Source organism: Methylobacterium sp. CM6241 (assembly GCF_054817845.1).
This window is the reverse complement of sequence record NZ_CM139246.1, coordinates 624,600-642,450: the sequence shown is the minus strand read 5'-3', so window position 1 is coordinate 642,450 and position 17,851 is coordinate 624,600. Positions and strand designations below refer to the sequence as shown.

The following is a 17,851-nucleotide window of genomic DNA, read 5'->3' as shown; positions in this document are numbered from 1 at the left end:
TCTTGAGGGCAGGGTGCACCATGGCTGACGGAAACCGGATCGAAGAGGGTCGGGGCGAGGCGGGAGAGGCACCGCCGCAGCGGCGGGGGCCCGCCGCACCGCTCCCGGCCTCCGAGTCCCCGTTCGATGCGATCGGCCTCGCCCGGCATCTCTTGCGCAGCATCCGCTCCGGGGCGCTGGCGAGCCTCGACGCCCAGGACGGGACGCCCTTCGCCTCGCTGGTGACGATCGCCACGGATGTGGACGGCACGCCCCTGATGCTGCTCTCGCGCCTCTCGGCCCATACGCGCAACCTCCTGGCCGATCCCCGCGCGTCGCTGCTGTTCAGCGCCGGCGGCAAGGGCGATCCCCTGGCCCATCCCCGCCTCACCGTCACCGGCCGCGTCAGCCGGACCACGGAGCCGCGCATCCGCGAGCGCTTCGTCGCCCGCCACCCGAAGGCGAAGCTCTATGCGGACTTCCCCGATTTCGGCTTCTTCGCCCTCGAACCCAGCGCCGGGCATCTCAACGGGGGCTTTGCCAAGGCGGCCACGCTGACGCCCGCCGAACTCCGCCTCGACCTGTCGGGGGCCGAGGCCCTGATCGCCGGCGAGCGCGGGGCGGTGGAGCACATGAATGCCGACCATGCCGACGCCCTCGCCCTCTACGCCAAGGGCGAGGGCGGCGGCGACGGACCCTGGCGCCTGACCGGCCTCGATCCCGAGGGGATGGACCTCCTGGCCGGCGACCGGACCGCGCGCATCCGCTACCCCGCGCCGGTCACCGACATGGGCAGCCTGCGCAAGGTCCTGGTGGAGATGGCCGCGAAGGCCCGCGGCGCGGAGGAGGATCGCGGCCCGGTTCCGAGCGGCGGTTGAACCGGGCCTTCCGCCACGCAAGCGACGGGCCTGCCGCTACGCAATCGAAACGACTCCGCATTTAGGTGAGGCGAGGCAGGCCTCCCGTCGGGACGCCCATCGGCAGGGTGGCGAGCGGTGATCGGAGGCAGAGAGCGGAGGCAACACTCGGCCGTGGCGACCATGATGGTCTTTGCCCTGGCCATCGCGCTCCCTCTCATGGTGCTCACCGTCACCACCACGGATTGGTATGTCGCGGCGGAACGCGCTCGCCTGCAGACGATGGGGCAGCTCACCGGAGACCACCTCCGCGAGCGCCTCGACCGCGATCTCTCCGAGATGAGCGCGATGGCCAGGACCCTGGCGACCTCGCCCTCCATCGACGCCCAGGATTGGGCGCGGTTCGACGCCCAGGGCCGGGCGCTGGTGGACACCACCGAGTTCACCGTGTCCCTCACCCGCTTCGACGGCCGTCACATCGTGAATACGCGTGTGCCCGCCGGTCAGTCCATGCCGACCTCTCCCCGGCCCGACATCGTCGCGGCGCTGCTCGCCACCCGGCTTCCGGTCATCTCGTCGGCCGTCAAGAGCGCGGTGACCGGGGCCGACATCATCCTGATCTGCGCCCCGGTCCTGCGCGGCGGCCCACCGGACATGTACGTCTCCGTCGCCGTGCGGGTGGATCACTTCGCCCCGCTGATCGCCCAGGCGGCGATCGACGATTCGTTCGCGGCCGTCTTCGTCGATGGCGCGCAACACGTGATCGCGCGAACGAGCGATGTGCCGAAACCGTCCGCATCGCCGGCCGGCAGCCCGTTTCCACCCATGTCGAAGCTCCAGCTGCTGGAGGATTGGGAGAAGGCGGAAGCGAGCGTCATGGAGTTCCGCCATCGCTCCGGCGTCTCCGACTGGACGGTGGTGACCGGGCTGGACCGGGACGCGTTCGAGGTTCCCCTGCGGCGGTCCCTCGTGATCCTGTCCCTCCTCGCCTTCGCGCTGCTGGGCAGCGGCGGGATCGTCGCCTGGCTTTATGCCCGTCAGGTGGCGAAGGCGGTGCGAGCGCTGCGGCGGGCCGTCAAGGCGATCGGGCGGGGCGAGACCGTCGAGCCGCCCTCCAGCCAGATCCGCGAGGTGAACCAGATCGGCCTGGCCCTCGTGACGGCAGCCCGCGTCTCGGCCGAGCAGCGCGCCACCATCGCGGAGGCCAATGCCCTCCTGGAGGTCCGGGTGGCCGAGCGCGGTCGTGAGCTCGCGGCGAGCCAGGCGCATTACCAGCTCCTCGCCGAGACCATGACCGACGTCGTCATCCTGCGCCATGCCGATTGGCGCATCGCCTATGTGTCGCCCTCCGGCGCGGCGCTGTTCGGTACGGAAGGGCCGGATTTCGATCCGCGCGCGCGCATGCACCCCGACGACCTGGCCGCCTTCTCGGCCGCGGATGCCCGCCTCGGCCCCGACCGGCCGAGCATCGTCTCCCTGTTCCGGATGCGCCATGCGGATGGCCGCTGCATCTGGATCGAGGCGGTCAACGACCTTCTCACCTCGGCGGAGCCGGGGGACCCCAACGTGATCTCCACCCTGCGGGACGTGACGAAGCGGCAGGATCAGGCCGACGAACTGCGCATGGCCCGCGACGCCGCCGAACTGGCCCAGGCCAAGGCCGAGAATGCGAGCCGGGCTAAATCCGAGTTCATGGGTCTCGTGAGCCACGAGATCCGGACCCCCCTGACGACGATCAAGGGCTTCACCGACCTCCTCGCGCACACGACCGGGCTCTCGACCGAGCAGGTCCGCTATCTCGCCCTCGTCGGGGCGGCCACCGATTCCCTCATCGGCACGGTGGACGACGTCCTCGACTATGCCCGGGCCGGGGAAGGCGAGCTTCGCCTCGACAGGGTCTCCCTCGACCTCCCCGCCCTGGTGAGCGGGGCCGCCGATCTGGTGCGGCCCATGGCCGAGGCGAGGGGTGTCGCGATCGACGTGACCGTCACCTGCGAAGGCTCCCGCCACGTCCTCGGCGACGAGCGCCGCCTGAGGCAGATCCTCCTCAATCTGCTCCAGGACGCCATCGGCACGCTGCGCCGGGGCAACGTCACGCTCGCGCTGCAGGGTCCGCGCGGCGGCGAGCCCGTCGAGCGCTGGCGCGTCTCCGTCACCGCCGAGGCCAACGAAGACCCGGAACAGGCCGCGTCCCGCACCGTGGCTCTCGATGGCAGCGGCCTCGGTTTCATCATCGCCCAGCGCCTCGTCGGCCTGATGGGGGGCGGGCGCATCGACCGGAGCACACCGCTGGGCGAGGCGGCGGCTTATCGATTCTCCCTCTCCCTGGCGCCGGCGCTCGTCCTGACAGACGCCGCCCCGGCCCCCAGCCCAGCCGCGACCGGGGCGGGCCGCATCCTCGTGGTGGAGGACAACCCGATCAACCGGGAGGTCGTCCATGCGATGCTGCATCGTCTGGGCTACAGCGTCGACATGGTCGCCGACGGAGAGGCGGGCATCCGCGCGGTCCAGGCCAGCGCCTACGACCTCGTCCTCATGGATGTGTCGCTGCCCGGAATGGACGGGACCACGGCCATCCGGCGCATCCGCTCCCTGCAGCACCCGGCGCGTCGGGTGCCGATCGTGGCCATGAGCGCCAACCTGATGCCGGATCGGGTCCGCGACCTCACGGGAGCCGGCGCCAACGGCTATCTCGGCAAGCCGTTCGATCTCCCGACCCTGTCGCGGGCGGTGGCCGAGCAGATCTCGTCCATCGTGCTGCGGGAGCGGGACGAGAGCATGCCGATGCCGGAACGACCGCCGATCTTCGACCGGGCGGCTTTCGACGCCCTGATCGCCGAGATCGGCGAGGAGGCGGCCCGTGAGGCGGTGCGCGCCTTCGTCAGGCGCCTCGACCATTCCGCGGTGGACCCGGGCGCGGCCAATGCGGAATCACTCGCCGCCGAGGCCGACAGGACCGGATTCCGCGACCTCGCCAAGGCCTACCGGACCCTCGCCGCGCTTTCCCCCGGTGCCGCGCGCGACGAGGCCGAGGGGCGATGCCGCGTCGCCCGCGACCTGATGAACCGCATGGTCCACGAGATCACGGGGCCGACCATGCCCGAGATCCGCCAAACGGTGGCTTTGCTGTAAGGCTGCGCGCGCCCTCCGCTGCGCCGTCGTGCTTTACCGGTCGCTCCCGCTACCTATTGATCGGCGAGTGGAACGACACTCTCGTCGTCGTCATCGTATTGCCCCCGCGAGAGAGGGACGTTCGATATCGTCAGCATTCGCCCCGCAGATACGAAGGCGACGATATTCACACATTTTGCGGGATGCGCGGGTCCCCTCTCCTTCCAGGCGGGGCGATCGCATATGACACCACACCGTCATTCCGGGTCGCCACAGGCGAGCCCGGACCCGGAGGGCCGCGCCAGAGGCGTGACATCCAGAGCCGCTGACAGTGTAAAGTCCTGCACCACTCGTGTTTCTGGATCCCGGGCTCCGCTGCGCGGACCCGGGATGACGGGGTGGTGCCAGCGGGTTTCTGACAAGCAAATTGGCATATGCCATAGCCCTGCCTTCCAGGAGAGGGGGCCTGTCGCGCCCTCCTGGATGGAAGAACAGCCGTCGAGCAGATGGGTGAATCCAGTCGGATACGACGGAGAGGACGACCTATGACGATCGTCGATCCCAAGCCTGAGGGCGTCAGCTTCTCCCAGGAGGACTGGGACGAGGTGTCCGACTCGCCCTCGATGACCGACGCCGAACTCGCCGAACTCAAGCCTCTCAAGGAAGGGGCACCGGAGATTTTCAAACTCATGACGAAGCGTGGGCGCGGCCGGCCGCCCGTTGAGTCCCCCAAGGCGAACCTGACGCTCCGCGTCGATCCCGCCGTGCTCGACGCCTACAAGGCGAGCGGCGCGGGCTGGCAGACGCGGATGCACGAAGCCCTCGCGAGGGACGCGGGAGACTCGGCGAGGGGTACAGGAGACTTGGCGCGATGACGGGCGAACGGATCTATTCGGTGGAGCTTCGCCGAGAGGAGGACGGCGCGCTCCACGCCTATTGCTCTGCCGTGCCGGAAGCGATCGCCTGGGGGGCGACCCGCGAGGAGGCATTGCATGAAATGGGCGAGGCCCTGTTGGCCGTCCGGCGGGGGCATGAGCGCTGGGGCCTTCCTATGCCGCCGCCAAACGAGGGGACTCCGGAGGAGACCGAGCGTGTCGCCTTACGGGACGTCGTCTCTACCAGACGACGATGACGTCGCCTCACCGTCGGCTGTTATGAGACCCGCCGCACCCGGAGCCGAGGGGCGCGACCACGTGCTGACGCGGCTCCGCTTGGCGTGCCGGGGCCACACTGCTATCTCCCGACACGCGTCCACACACCGAAAAGCCGTGCGCCGGGCCCGTCCTTACGCCGACGGACCGCGACCGCGCCGGAGACAGACCCCTCGATGACCACCGTCCCCATCGACAACATCCGTAATTTTTCCATCGTCGCGCATATCGACCACGGCAAGTCGACGCTGGCGGATCGGTTGATTCAGACCACCGGCACGGTGGCGCTCCGTGACATGAGCGAGCAGATGCTCGACTCCATGGACATCGAGAAAGAGCGCGGCATCACCATCAAGGCGCAGACCGTGCGCCTCGAATACAAGGCGGAGGACGGCAAGAACTACGTCCTCAACCTGATGGACACCCCCGGCCACGTCGACTTTGCCTACGAGGTCTCGCGCTCGCTCGCGGCCTGCGAGGGCTCGCTGCTGGTGGTGGACGCGTCCCAGGGCGTCGAGGCGCAGACGCTGGCCAACGTCTACCAGGCGCTCGACGCCAACCACGAGATCGTGCCCGTCCTCAACAAGATCGACCTGCCGGCCGCCGAGCCCGAGCGCATCCGTGCCCAGATCGAGGAAGTGATTGGCATCGACGCCTCCGAGGCGGTGGCGATCTCGGCGAAGAGCGGCCTCAACATCGAGGCGGTGCTGGAGGCCATCGTCAAGCGCCTGCCGCCGCCCAAGGGCGACCGCGACGCCCCCCTCAAGGCCCTGCTGGTGGACAGCTGGTACGACGTCTATCTCGGCGTCGTCGTGCTGGTGCGCATCGTCGACGGCGTGCTCAAGAAGGGCATGAACATCCGCATGATGCGGGCCGACGCCGTGCACGGCGTCGACAAGATCGGCGTGTTCCGGCCGAAGATGGCCGATATCGGCGAGCTCGGCCCCGGCGAGGTCGGCTTCTTCACCGGCTCGATCAAGGAGGTCGCCGATACCCGCGTGGGCGACACGCTCACGGAAGACAAGCGCCCCTGCAAGGAGATGCTGCCGGGCTTCAAGGACGTGCAGTCCGTGGTGTTCTGCGGGCTCTTCCCGGTGGATGCCGCCGAGTTCGAGACCCTGCGCAGCGCCATGAGCAAGCTGCGCCTCAACGATGCGAGCTTCTCCTACGAGATGGAGACCTCGGCGGCGCTCGGCTTCGGCTTCCGCTGCGGCTTCCTCGGGCTGCTGCATCTCGAGATCATCCAGGAGCGTCTGGAGCGCGAGTTCAACCTCGACCTGATCTCCACGGCCCCTTCCGTGGTCTATCGCCTGCAGATGACCGACGGGACGATCAAGGAATTGCACAACCCGGCCGACATGCCGGACGTGATGAAGATCACCGCCATCGAGGAGCCGTGGATCCGCGCCACCATCCTCACGCCCGACGAGTATCTCGGGGGCGTGCTCAAGCTCTGCCAAGACCGGCGCGGCACCCAGGTCGACCTCAACTACGTCGGCAAGCGCGCCATGGTGGTGTACGACCTGCCCTTGAACGAGGTGGTGTTCGACTTCTACGACCGCCTGAAATCGATCTCGAAGGGCTACGCCTCGTTCGACTACCACATCTCGGATTACCGGGAGGGCGACCTCGTGAAGATGTCGATCCTCGTCAATGCCGAGCCGGTGGACGCCCTCTCGATGCTGGTCCACCGCAGCCGCGCCGAGCATCGCGGCCGGGCCATGTGCGAGAAGCTGAAGGACCTGATCCCCCGCCACCTGTTCCAGATCCCGGTCCAGGCGGCGCTCGGCGGCAAGATCATCGCCCGCGAGACCATCAAGGCCCTCTCCAAGGACGTGACCGCCAAGTGCTACGGCGGCGACATCTCGCGCAAGCGCAAGCTCCTCGACAAGCAGAAGGAGGGCAAGAAGAAGATGCGCCAGTTCGGCCGCGTGGAGATTCCGCAGGAGGCGTTCATCGCCGCGCTGAAGATGGACGATTGAGGAAGGCCGGAGGTGGGGCACCGTCTATTTTCAACCCCAGGTAGCGCTGCCGGGTTCGGCAACCTGGCCTTAAGACATCCGGCTTACGATGCCTCGTCCTAGGTATCGTGACAGGGACGGCGTCCTGGCGGGAGCGAGGGCGGCGTTGTCAGAACCAAGACCCCGAGGGGGGCTTGGGAGGGGGTGAGATGATCCTGGTGCGACGACTCGCTCGCAGGTTCCAGTCGGCGCATACGTGGATCGCCTTCGGAATCCTGGCGCCTGTGGGCATGCTCGTCGTGTCGGCCATCATGTTGCTCGACCTCCGGCAGGATGCCTGGGAGAAGGCCGAGCAGACCTCCCAGAACCTGCTGCAGGTCATCGAACGCGACATCGCCCGCAACATCGAGATCATCGATCTCTCGCTGCAAGGCGTCATCGAGAACCTGAAACTGCCCGCTCTGGCCAATCTCTCGCCGGACCTGCGCCAGCTGATCCTGTTCGACCGGGCCATCACCGCGCAGGATATGGGCGTGATCCTCGTCCTCGACGAGAAGGGCGACAGTATCCTCGACGGCCAGGCCATCCCGGCGCGCCCCGTCAACAATTTCGACCGCGACTATTTCCAGGCCCACAAAGCCCGGGCCGGCCTCGGCCTCCTCATCAGCCGGCCGCTGCTGTCGCGCCTGACCGGCGCTCGTGTGATGGTGCTGAGCCGCCGTGTCGACAAGCCGGACGGGTCCTTCGGCGGGGTGGTGCTGGGCACGCTCAAGCTGTCGTATTTCACGCGGCTGTTCGATCGCCTCGGCCTCGGGAGCGAGGGCGCGATCAACCTGTACCTGCGCGATGGCACGCGCATCATGCGCTACCCGTATATCGATTCCCACATCGGGCTGAGCATCGCCGGCTCGTCCAATCTGCAACGATTCGTGCGGGAGGGCAGCGGCAGCTTCGTCGCCCCATCCGCCCGCGACGGGGTCGAGCGGAACTATGCCTTCACGCAGGTCGCGACCTTGCCGCTGATCCTCAACGTCGCCCTGGCGGTGAACGAGATCGAGGCCGAATGGCGCGCGAAGGCGATCGTCATCAGCGCCATCGTGGTGGTGCTGTGCGGCCTGACCATCGGCCTCTCGCTCCTGTTCGGCCGGGAGTTGGAGCGTCGCACCGCGATGCAGATCGAACTCGCCCGCCAGTCGCGCACCGATGCGCTGACCGGCCTGCCCAATCGCCGCCGGTTCGAGGAGGCCCTGGCCGCCCTGCGCAGCGACGCCGCCCTCGCGACCCGTCCGTTCGCGCTTCTGGCCATCGATGCCGACCACTTCAAGCGTTTCAACGACCGCTACGGGCATGCGGTGGGTGACGATGTGCTGCGCGGCCTCGCCCGCTGCCTGCTGGAGAGCATCCACCGGCCCGCCGACATCGTCTGCCGAGTGGGCGGCGAGGAATTCGTGATCCTGCTGCAGGACGGCGACAAGGACGAAGCCCTGCGCATCGCCGAACGGGTCCATGCCAGGGTGGCGCTTCTGTCGGTGGAGGCGGCCGGGATCGAAGCCGGATCGGTGACCGTGAGCATCGGCGTCGCGACCATGGGCGCGCCCGCGACCGATCCCCTGGCGCCATCGGACCTGTACAGTCTCGCCGATGCGGCCCTCTACGAGGCCAAGGCCAACGGCCGCAATCAGACCCGCTGCGTCGAGCGCCGTCGCGGGGAGGCGGACCGGCGGCAGGCGAGCTTTCGTCTGGCGGGCGCCTGACAGAGCGCATCACCACCCCCGGTCGATGCGGAGCGATTGGGACCGCGATCCTGGCACAGGCCTTCAACGGGCCGAGACGGCCAGTTGCCGCGTCGCTTCGCCGAGGTCGCGACCTTGGTCGCGCAGGTGGCCGGATGTCGCCCCGAGGGCCTGTGACGAGGCCAGCGCTTCCTCGGTCGTGGCGCGCAGGGCGTCGAGGTGGCGGGTCGCTTCGAGGATCGTGCCGCGCACCCGCGACACGCCTTCGGCGATGCCGCCCGCAGCCTCCTGGTGGGAGGCGCTGACGCGGGAAATGTCGGCAGCGTTGACGCGGACGGATGTCACCTCGTTCCGCACCGAGGCGAGGGAGGCGGTCGACTGGGCGGCGACCTCCCTGAGGCGACCGATCTGCTGCGAGATCTCGGCTGTGGCGGTGCTGACCCGGTTCGAGAGATCCTTCACCTCCGCGGCCACCACCGAGAAGCCACGTCCGGCGTTGCCCGCGCGGGCCGCCTCGATCGTGGCGTTGAGGGCCAGGAGGTTGGTCTGGGCGGCGATGGTGCCGATGAGGTCGCTGATCTGCCCGATGCCGGCGATCCGCTCCTGGAGTTCGGAGAAGACGTCCACCGCTTGATCCAGGATGCCGCCCGTCCGGTCGGCGATGATCTCGACCTGTCCGGCATGGGCGCTCGCCTCGCGCGAGAGCGCGACGAGGCCCTGAGCGGCATCCGACACGCCGTCGATGTCGCGGGAGGCGGCGAGGTTCGCCCGGTCCGCCTGGGCCCGGCTTTCGTCCACGGTCTCGGCCACGGCGAGGACCGTGCGGGCGCCCGCCTCCACCTGCATCGTCGTGTCCGCGAGCCCGGAGGCGATCCCGTCGAGGGCCGCCATGAGCGAGCGGACGCGCTCGCGCTGGGCATGGTCGGTGATCGTGATGGCGAGGCGGTCGGCCACGTAGGCCATCAGTTCGAGCAGGGCTTCGTTCAACTCCGCCTTCTCGCGGGAGAAGAATTCCAGCACGATCTCGACCCTGTCGCCGATGCGGACCGGAAACATGAAGCAGCCGCGTACGCCGTTTTCCCGCGCCGCCGTCGCGCGCACGAAGCCGGGCACAACCGTCACGTCCTCGCAGGAGATCGCGCGTCCCTCCGCGCAGACGCGCCCCACCAGCCCTTGGCCGGGGGCGAAGACCGCCCGCTCCGAACTTGCGACGAAGGCGTCCGCCGGCCCCGGCTCGTCGGACGTGGCGAGGTACCACGCCCTCATCGACACCATTCCGCCCGCGGCGCCCATTCCACCGGCGTCCACGCCGTCCTGATTCATGCGTCGGTAGGCATGGGCGATCGGCCATTCGGTGAAGCGGCCGACGATGGCGAGGCAATCGACGATAGCGGCCTCCGGCGTCGGCGCGTTGGTGCAGGCGCGCGAAATCGCGTTCAGGAAGGCGAGCACTGCGCCGAGGTCGTGAGACAGCATCCCGGCCGCAGGTGGGTTCTCTTCCCGCCGCCGACCGCTCCTGCCGAGCCATCCGTCGACGATCGACCTGACCATGAAACCCTCATGCGAGCCTTGCGAGCCTGTCGGTCCGGGCGACCGGAAGCCGGGCTCGGTCGGCAGCCTCTTTGCAGCCGGAACTTAGAGCGCCTAACAGAACCGTTTGATCTGGTTGAGAGTGATGAGGCTGGTCGCGAGGCTGGTGAAGGCCTCGTAGATGTCTGCACGTCGCTCGTAGCGGACGGGCAGGCGGCGGAAGCGGTTGAACCACGCGTGGGTACGCTCGACGACCCAACGATGCCGACCGAGTTTCTCGCTGCTTTCGATACCCTTCCGCGCGATGCGCGGGACGATGCCCCGCGCCCGGCACTCATGGCGGCGGGGTCGGGCATCGTAGGCCTTGTCGGCGTGCAGCTTGTCCGGACGGCGTCGCGGTCGCCCTCGTCGACCACTCCGCAGAGGCGGAATGGCATCGAGGGTGGCCGCCATCATGACGGTGTCGTGTCTGTTGGCCCCGCTCAGGCAGAAGCCGAGCGGCGTGCCGCGCGCGTCGGTGACGAGGTGGCGCTTCGTGCCCGGCTTCCCCCGGTCCGTCGGGTTCGGGCCGGTGGCAGACCCCCTTTTTTAGCCGGGACAGACGCGCTGTCCAGGCAAGCCCGGTTCCAGTCGATCTCACCCGCTGCGTGCAGGCGCTCCAGCAGCACGTGATGCAGGCGGCTCCATACGCCCGCCGCTTGCCAGTCCCGCAGCCGCCGCCAGCAACTCATGCCGGAGCCGCAGCCCATCTCGGCCGGTAGCATCTCCCACGGCAGACCCGAGCGCAGCACGAACAGGATGCCCGTCAGGGCGGCCCGGTTCTCGATCGGACGACGCCCGCCCTTCGGACGGGGCCGAGGTGGCGGGAGGAGCGGAGCGATCTCATCCCAGAGATCATCGGGGAGAAGCGGTCTGGCCATGCCAAACCAACGCTGAACTTCCAGCTTCGTGCCGTTCTGTTAGACGCTCTTAGCGTCCCTTTCCTTGATCAAGCCTTCGGTTCATCCCGCGCGACTGGGTAATTTGGTATCAATCCTGCGCAAATTCTCATCAAAGATCAGGCGCGACCGCCCACGGTGCCGGGAGTTCATGGCGGTTCCGGTCCGTGCGGAATTCGGAACGTACCCGCGACGGGTTTCCCCCAGGCTCACCTCGCCATCCTCGATCGCCTCTCCGCGCTTCGCCCTTCGCCCTTCGCCCATCGGCAAGGGCGGCCTCCCCACAGGCATCGTGCGCTCGACCCTTGATGGACAACCTGAGGTATACTAACCCGCTCCTCTCTCCTGAGGAGGCGTGGATGTCGATCGACGGTGATTCCCTGAGCGCGATCGTCGCGGAACTCTCGATCCGTCCGGGGCATGAGAAGGTCAGGGCTTTGCTCTACCGCTTGCTGACCGAGGCGCTGGGCGCCAAGAGCGAGCAGATCTTCTTCGAGAGAAAGATACCTGAGGTTAGGGGCCGTCTCGATGCCCTGCTCGGCCGGACGATCATCGAGATCAAGTCCGACCTGCGCCGGGAGGGCAAGGAGGCCGAGGCCCAGCTCACCCGCTACCTGCCCGAACGCGAGGGGGCCACCGGCCAGCGTTACGTGGGGCTCGCCACCGACGGCGCCAGCTTCGTCGCCTACGAGATGCGGGACGGCGTCCTGGTGCGGCTCACCGAGCACGAGGTGAGGCTGGCGGATGCCCGTGACCTCACCGCCTGGCTCGAAGGCGTCATCGCCGTCCTCGACTGGCTGCCGGCGGACGCGGCCGGGATCACCAACGAGCTCGGCCGCCAGAGCGCCGCCTTCGCGCGGACCCTCGGCCTTCTCGCCAAGGCCTGGGAGGCGCTGGCGGCGGACCCGGAGGCGGTCCTGAAGCGGCAGCTCTGGTCGCGCCATCTCGGCTTCGTCTACGGCAAGGCCATCGACGACGACACGCTCTGGCTCCAGCACACCTACTTGGTCATCCTCGCCAAGGCGATCGCCGCCGGAACCATGGGCGCCACCGGGCGCTCGCCCGAGGATCTGCTGTCGGGGCGCGCCTTCCACGAGGCGGGGGTCCACGGCGCGGTGGAGACGGATTTCTTCGGTTGGGTGATCCAGGCGCCGGGCGGGGAGGCCATCGTCGCCAGCCTGGCCGCGCATGCCGCCCGGTTCGACCTCGGCAGCGTCGATGTCGACCTTCTGAAGGTGCTCTACGAATCCCTCATCGATCCGGCGCAGCGGCACGATCTCGGTGAATATTACACCCCCGACTGGCTCGCCCGGAAGGTGGTGCGGCGCGCCCTCGACCGGCCGGCCGAGCAGACCTGCCTCGACCCCGCCTGCGGCTCGGGCAGCTTCCTGTTCCACGCCGTGCGCCTCAAGCGCGAGGCCCTGATCGCGGCGGGCGTGCCCCTCACCGAGATCGCGTCGCGCTGCTGCGCCTCGGTCACGGGGCTGGACGTCCATCCGGTGGCCGTCATCTTCGCCCGCGTCACAAACTTGTTGGCGCTCGGCGACGCCCTGCCGGGGCGAGGCGGCGACATCTCCCTGCCGGTCTATCTCGGCGATGCGCTGCAATGGAACGTGAAGCGCGACGCGTTCGAGAGCGACCTCGTGGTCGAGGTGCCGCGCGACCCCCGCGAGGGCCGCAAAGGCGCGCCGACCCTGCGTTTTCCCCTCGGCCTCTGTGCCGATCCGCCCCTGTTCGACCGCGTCGTCACCGCCATGCACGATGCCAGCGAGGCCGGCCGCACGGCGGACGCCTTCGCGCGCGGGCTCGCGGGGCTCGGCGTCGCGGCGGAGCAGCACGCGACGCTCGTCACCACCTTCACGATCTACGACCGCCTGCGCCGGGCCGGCCGCGACCATGTCTGGGGTTTCTTCGCCCGCAACCTCAGCCGACCGGTGGCACTCTCGGACGGCGCCAGGGTCGATGTCGTCATCGGCAACCCGCCCTGGCTGTCCTACCGCTACATGGCGCCCGCCCTGCAGGCGCTGTTCCGGGATACCGCGCGCCGGCTCGGCATCTGGGTCGGCCCCGACGAGGCGCGGCTGGTGACGCAGACCGATCTGTCGGGCCTGTTCTTCGCACGCGCCGCGGAACTCTATGTCCGGCCGCCGGAGGGCGACCGGCCGGGCGGGCGGGTCGCCATGGTGCTGCCGCTGGCCGCCATGAGCCGGGGCCAGTTCCGCGCCTTCCGCACCGGGGACTGGACCGAGGTCCGTGTCGCGTTCTCGGACGCCTGGGTTCTCGACAACCAGGCCGTCTCGCCCCTGTTCAGGGTTCCCACCTGCGTCCTGTTCGCCGATGTCACGGCGGGGGAGGCCCGGCCGACGCCCATGCGGGTCACGGCTTTCGCCGGGCGCCTTCCCTTCAAGGACGTGCCCGAGGAGGTGGCGGATCGCTGCTTGCGGCAGGATCAGGCCGATGCGCCGGTGGCGGCGAGTTTCGAGGCGGGCTCGCCCTATCGCCCGCTCTTCCATCAAGGGGCGACCCTCGTTCCGCGCATGCTGTGTCTGGTGGATCGCGTTCAGTCCGGCCGTCTCGGCGGCAACGCCGCAGCGCCGCTCTTGAGAAGCAGGCGGTCCCCACAGGAGAAAGCTCCTTGGCGAGACCTGCCCGCTCAACAGGGGGCTGTCGAAAGCGGTTACGTCCGGCCGGTCTATCTGGGCGAATCCATCGCGTCGTTCCGCGTTCTGAACGCATTCGAGGGCATCGTGCCCGTGGCGTCCGATGGGGATGTTCTCGACGCAAAACAGGCGAGCGATCGTGGTGTGAACCGTCTCGGAGCCTGGATGCGACAAGCCGAGGCAAGCTGGGCGCACCACAGCGCCGGACGCATCACCCTCAAGCAGCGATGGAATTTCCAACGCGGATTGTGCTCGCAATTTCCGCTGCCGCCCATTCGCGTGGTCTTCGCCAAGGCCGGATTATGGCCCGCGGCCTGTATCGTCAGGGATCGCCGGGGAATCATCGACCACAAACTCTACTGGGCGGACATTCCTTCCGAGGACGAAGCCCGCTTCCTTATCGCCATCCTCAACAGCGAGGCGGCTCGCATCCGCATCGCCCATCTGCAGAGCCGGGGTGAGCAGGGCGCGCGGGACTTCGACAAGCTGATGTTCACGCTTCCGATCCCCCGCTTCGACCCGCGCGAGGCGGTCCATGCCGCGCTGGCGGCGGAGGGCGCGGTGGCGGAGGAGGTGGCGGCCGACGTCGCGCTGCCCATGGGGGCCTCGTTCCAAAAGGCGAGGGCCCTGGTGCGGGACGCCTTGCGGGAGGAGGGCGTGTCGGCCCGTATCGACGCTTTGGTGGAGACGCTCCTCGGGCCTGATCCGCGCCTCGCCCTACCGGACGAAGAGGCCGTTCCTGCCCGCGACGAGGAGGAGACCGTCGACGCCTGATACCGAGGCCCGGCGGACGACCGCCGCCGCGCGGACAGGCCTGAGTGAGCCGACCCGGCGAGGCTCGGTTCGAGGCCGCTACTGGGCCTTGTCGCCGGTTTCCGGGGCGGTCCTGTCGGCGGGCGGTTCGGCGGTCGCCACCGCCGTGCGTTCCAGCATCGGCTGGAGGCGGATGGCGAGCTCGCCGCCGAGATGGCGGGTATAGGCGGCCTTGAAATAGCGCTGGCCGGTGCCGTTGCCGAAGAGCCGGTCATGGGTGCGGATCATCGCATCCACCTCGGGGCGGCAGAGGAAGCCGATGATTCCCGCCGCCTCGTACCAGCGGCCCGCCCGGGCGTGGCGCATGGCGGCCGGGTTGGCCATCACCGTCTCGGCGAAGCAATCCGTGGCGGCGCGCTCAAGCGGCGCCATGGTCGCATGGGCGTGTCCGGGTGTGCGGGGCGCCGCGTTCGCGGCACCCGCCGTCGCGACAAGGGTCAAGAGAGCGCCAAGCAGCCGAGCTTTCATCGCGCACATACCTCGAGGTCGATCGAAATCGATTCGCCCCAAGTATTCATCGAAGACTTGGACAGGAACAGGGCACGGTGCGCCCCGAAACCTGCGATGCGAGATTTCGTGAGCCGACTGTGCCCGGCCGATCACAGGGGCCGGATCAGCCCCGCTTCTCGGCGTTCCAGCGGCCGGAGCAGCGGATCGCGCCGTTGCTCGTCCATGTGCCGCTGCCGTAGCCGCCGCGATCCAGCTGGCCGACCACGGTGGCACCGTCGGAACCGCGCATGATCGTCGCCCGCACGGAGCCGTTGCCGGAGACGCGCCCCCGGATGTCGAAATCGCCGCCGGGATAGCTCGCCTCGCCCTTGGCGATCCGGACGCCGTAGCGATAGGCGCGATCGCAGGGGCCGTCCTGGGTGATGACCTCGATGCTCCAGGCGCCGTCGTAGCGGTTGGGCACCGAGACCTTCCGCGTGGCCGCCTCGGTGGTCCCGAGGGACGTCGTGAGGAGGGCGAGGGTGCCGGCGGCAAGAAGGAAGCGTCGCATCGTAGCCTGTTCTGCAAGGACGTGATCGGGGCTGGGAACGTCCCTGATCGCGTATCGGTTGCGGTTCACGCTGTCGTGGCTTCGCCCAAGGCGGCCTGAAGCAGCGTGAGGAGATCACCTCCCGCGTGCAGATAGGCATCGACCCCCGCGGCTTTGAGCCCCTCCGCGAGATCGCCGGGCTTGCCGGCGAGGTACACGGTCGTCGCGCCCGCTTTCTTCAGAGCCTCGGCCGCCGCGACGGCGTGAGTGGCGTAGAGGGCGTCCGATGAGCAGAGGCAGGCGATGCGCGCGCCGGATGCGGCGAAAGCCCTGGCCAGTGCGTCGCTCTCCGAAAAGCCCTCTTCGTTCACCGCCTCGATGCCGCCGGCCGCGAAGGCGTTGGCGGCGAAGGTCGAGCGGGCGTTGAAGACGGCGACCGTCCCGAGATTGGCCAGGAACACCCGAGGGCGCCGCCCCGTCTCGGCGAGATGGGCGTCGGACGCGTCGCGCAGGGCCTCATAGGGCTCCGCGAGGCGGAAGGAGGGCAGGGCCTCGCAGGTGATCGTCCTGGCCCCGTCGAGGGCGAAAGCGGGCGCCACCACATCGGAGGGTGGCAGGTCGAGGACCGTCACCGGCTTCTCGGCGAGGAAGGGGAACTCGCTCGCCCCTGTGAGGGGCTCGCGGCGCGTGGCGACGTTCTTCGCGCGGGTGGCGCGGGTCTCGCCGATCCGGGCCTGGATCGCGCCGGCCTGCAGGCTGGCGACGATGCCGCCCTCCCGCTCGATCGCCTGGAAGGCGGCCCAGGCCGTGGTCGTGAGTTCCTCGGTGAGCGCCTCGAACCCGCCGGCCCCAGCCGCCGGATCAGCCACGCGGGCGAGGTTGGATTCCTCGATCAGGACGATCTGGCTGTTGCGGGCGACACGCCGGGCGAAGGCGTCGGCGAGGCCCAGCGAGGCGGTGTAGGGGATGACGGTGACGGAATCGGCACCGCCCAATCCGGCCGAACAGGCCGCCATGCCGGTGCGCAGAATGTTCACGAACGGGTCGTTCCGGTTCATCATCCGCCACGCGGTCTCGGCATGCAGGCGCAGCGGCTTCGGGTCGAGCCCGCAGGCGGCCTCCACCCGCGCCCAGAGGCGGCGCATGGCGCGGAACTTGGCGATGGTCAGGAACTCGTCGGCATCGGCCACGAGGAGGATGGCGACGGCATCCCGGGCGCGGGCGAGGTCGTGCCCGCCGGCCTCCAGCATGCGCAGATAGGCGACGGCCGTGGCGAGGGTGGCGGCGAGTTCCGCCGCCTCGCTGGCCCCTGCCTCGTGATAGGGGCGCCCGTCGGCGAGCATCGCCCGGCCCGTGAAGCCGGCTCCGTCGAACTCCGACAGGAGCGCCGAGACCGCCGCGCCGATCTCAGGGAGCGTCGCGTCGAGGCGGCCGGTGGCGGCGAGCGTCCCGATCGGGTCGAGGCCGAGATCGAGGTCGAGGCTGCCGAGATCCTCGTTGCGGTGCGCGGCCAAAGTCTTGACCAGACGGGCGGCCTCCAGCCCGCGCCCGCCGGCATCGAGCCGCGTTGCGATGAGAGAGAGCATCACGCCCGACAGGGCGGTGTCGAGGGCCGGGACGTCGTCGACGGCGAGGCCGAAGCCGCGCGCCGAGACCGCGCCCGCGAAGACGAGGTTCAGCGCATCGGCGCCGCCTTCGAGATCGGCCATGGCGAGATCGCGGGCGGCCTGCGCGTCCGGGTGGTCCACCCGTTGGGCGATGCGCCAGGGGCCGGGCGCGCGCATGGGCTGCGCCACCGGCGCGGCGGGCTCGTAGAGCGGTTCGATCCGGATGCCGTCCGCCGTCTTCGAGACCAGGCGCTTCTCGAAATCGCCGCCCTTGAGCACGCCCTCGACCAGGCCGAGCCACCGCTCACGGGTGGGCGTGGGGAACAGGTCGGCGAGGGGGCGATTGTCCATCGTCAGGGCCTTGGCGCACGCTTCCGCCGGCCGCGCGTGGCCGGACGCTGTCGGCGACAGCCCTCGCACGGCGAGGCTTGCCGGGCAACACGCCCGACTCATCAAAGAAATCAGCGCGGACTCAAAGAAAAACGAAGGTCGGAGCCAAGTCCCCAACCTGCTGCATCCCGAGCCTGCTGCC

The 17,851-nt window shown here is 69.2% G+C and carries 12 protein-coding genes; 7 read left to right on the top strand and 5 right to left on the bottom strand.

Annotated features, from left to right (window positions below):
* The first annotated feature begins 20 nt into the window (after positions 1 to 20).
* The 6 genes from ACYQR9_RS03030 to ACYQR9_RS03005 all read left to right on the top strand — a co-directional run bounded on the left by ACYQR9_RS03030 (position 21) and on the right by ACYQR9_RS03005 (position 8,813).
* Complete coding sequence (locus tag ACYQR9_RS03030) at positions 21 to 857, top strand: HugZ family pyridoxamine 5'-phosphate oxidase (RefSeq protein ID WP_461228640.1); 837 nt, start codon at positions 21 to 23, stop codon at positions 855 to 857.
* A gap of 162 nt (positions 858 to 1,019) precedes the next feature.
* Positions 1,020 to 3,968 carry a response regulator gene (locus ACYQR9_RS03025; RefSeq protein ID WP_461229723.1) on the top strand — a complete coding sequence of 983 codons (2,949 nt, stop codon included), beginning with the start codon at positions 1,020 to 1,022 and terminating at the stop codon, positions 3,966 to 3,968.
* A gap of 524 nt (positions 3,969 to 4,492) precedes the next feature.
* Positions 4,493 to 4,822, top strand: coding sequence for a BrnA antitoxin family protein (locus ACYQR9_RS03020; protein WP_461228639.1), 330 nt, complete (start codon positions 4,493 to 4,495; stop codon positions 4,820 to 4,822).
* Positions 4,819 to 5,079, top strand: a complete 261-nt coding sequence (locus ACYQR9_RS03015; RefSeq protein WP_311275787.1) for a type II toxin-antitoxin system HicB family antitoxin — start codon at positions 4,819 to 4,821, stop codon at positions 5,077 to 5,079. The genes ACYQR9_RS03020 and ACYQR9_RS03015 overlap by 4 nt, the downstream gene beginning before the upstream one ends.
* Before the next feature lie 195 nt (positions 5,080 to 5,274).
* Positions 5,275 to 7,080: a translation elongation factor 4 gene (lepA, locus tag ACYQR9_RS03010; RefSeq protein WP_056422367.1), complete on the top strand. Its 1,806-nt coding sequence runs from the start codon at positions 5,275 to 5,277 to the stop codon at positions 7,078 to 7,080.
* A gap of 188 nt (positions 7,081 to 7,268) precedes the next feature.
* The gene (locus tag ACYQR9_RS03005) at positions 7,269 to 8,813 is read left to right on the top strand and encodes a GGDEF domain-containing protein (protein WP_207412197.1); all 1,545 of its coding nucleotides are present in this window, start codon (positions 7,269 to 7,271) and stop codon (positions 8,811 to 8,813) included.
* A gap of 63 nt (positions 8,814 to 8,876) precedes the next feature.
* On the opposite strand, the gene ACYQR9_RS03000 is transcribed toward ACYQR9_RS03005, so the two are convergent.
* Together ACYQR9_RS03000 and ACYQR9_RS02995 are read right to left on the bottom strand one after the other, a co-directional pair.
* Positions 8,877 to 10,343, bottom strand: a complete 1,467-nt coding sequence (locus ACYQR9_RS03000) for a methyl-accepting chemotaxis protein (protein ID WP_461228638.1) — start codon at positions 10,341 to 10,343, stop codon at positions 8,877 to 8,879.
* Between the two features lie 93 nt (positions 10,344 to 10,436).
* Positions 10,437 to 11,242, bottom strand: a protein-coding gene (locus ACYQR9_RS02995) for an IS5 family transposase (RefSeq protein ID WP_461228637.1) whose coding sequence is annotated in 2 segments (ribosomal slippage) — positions 10,437 to 10,912 and positions 10,912 to 11,242 — 807 coding nt in all. Because the reading frame shifts where the segments join, the coding sequence is not laid out codon by codon here.
* A 377-nt stretch (positions 11,243 to 11,619) separates the two neighbouring features.
* Between ACYQR9_RS02995 and ACYQR9_RS02990 the strand changes: the two genes are divergently transcribed.
* Positions 11,620 to 14,694 carry an N-6 DNA methylase gene (locus ACYQR9_RS02990; RefSeq protein ID WP_461228636.1) on the top strand — a complete coding sequence of 1,025 codons (3,075 nt, stop codon included), beginning with the start codon at positions 11,620 to 11,622 and terminating at the stop codon, positions 14,692 to 14,694.
* Between the two features lie 78 nt (positions 14,695 to 14,772).
* Here ACYQR9_RS02990 and ACYQR9_RS02985 read toward each other — a convergent pair whose 3' ends face one another.
* The 3 genes from ACYQR9_RS02985 to ACYQR9_RS02975 all read right to left on the bottom strand — a co-directional run bounded on the left by ACYQR9_RS02985 (position 14,773) and on the right by ACYQR9_RS02975 (position 17,670).
* Entirely contained in the window at positions 14,773 to 15,201 is a 429-nt protein-coding gene (locus ACYQR9_RS02985; protein ID WP_207412200.1) for a hypothetical protein, read from the bottom strand.
* Between the two features lie 145 nt (positions 15,202 to 15,346).
* A complete protein-coding gene (locus ACYQR9_RS02980) occupies positions 15,347 to 15,733 on the bottom strand; it encodes a hypothetical protein (protein WP_461228635.1) in 387 nt (128 codons plus the stop codon).
* A 65-nt stretch (positions 15,734 to 15,798) separates the two neighbouring features.
* Positions 15,799 to 17,670 carry a methylmalonyl-CoA mutase family protein gene (locus ACYQR9_RS02975; protein WP_461228634.1) on the bottom strand — a complete coding sequence of 624 codons (1,872 nt, stop codon included), beginning with the start codon at positions 17,668 to 17,670 and terminating at the stop codon, positions 15,799 to 15,801.
* Positions 17,671 to 17,851 lie beyond the last annotated feature (181 nt).

Excerpts from the sequence above, each read along its gene's own strand:
- ACYQR9_RS03030 (WP_461228640.1), top strand. The coding sequence starts at position 21 with ATGGCTGACGGAAACCGGATCGAAGAGGGTCGGGGCGAGGCGGGAGAG.
- ACYQR9_RS03025 (WP_461229723.1), top strand. The coding sequence starts at position 1,020 with ATGATGGTCTTTGCCCTGGCCATCGCGCTCCCTCTCATGGTGCTCACC.
- ACYQR9_RS03020 (WP_461228639.1), top strand. The coding sequence starts at position 4,493 with ATGACGATCGTCGATCCCAAGCCTGAGGGCGTCAGCTTCTCCCAGGAG.
- ACYQR9_RS03015 (WP_311275787.1), top strand. The coding sequence starts at position 4,819 with ATGACGGGCGAACGGATCTATTCGGTGGAGCTTCGCCGAGAGGAGGAC.
- lepA (WP_056422367.1), top strand. The coding sequence starts at position 5,275 with ATGACCACCGTCCCCATCGACAACATCCGTAATTTTTCCATCGTCGCG.
- ACYQR9_RS03005 (WP_207412197.1), top strand. The coding sequence starts at position 7,269 with ATGATCCTGGTGCGACGACTCGCTCGCAGGTTCCAGTCGGCGCATACG.
- ACYQR9_RS03000 (WP_461228638.1), bottom strand. The coding sequence starts at position 10,343 with ATGGTCAGGTCGATCGTCGACGGATGGCTCGGCAGGAGCGGTCGGCGG.
- ACYQR9_RS02990 (WP_461228636.1), top strand. The coding sequence starts at position 11,620 with ATGTCGATCGACGGTGATTCCCTGAGCGCGATCGTCGCGGAACTCTCG.
- ACYQR9_RS02985 (WP_207412200.1), bottom strand. The coding sequence starts at position 15,201 with ATGAAAGCTCGGCTGCTTGGCGCTCTCTTGACCCTTGTCGCGACGGCG.
- ACYQR9_RS02980 (WP_461228635.1), bottom strand. The coding sequence starts at position 15,733 with ATGCGACGCTTCCTTCTTGCCGCCGGCACCCTCGCCCTCCTCACGACG.
- ACYQR9_RS02975 (WP_461228634.1), bottom strand. The coding sequence starts at position 17,670 with ATGGACAATCGCCCCCTCGCCGACCTGTTCCCCACGCCCACCCGTGAG.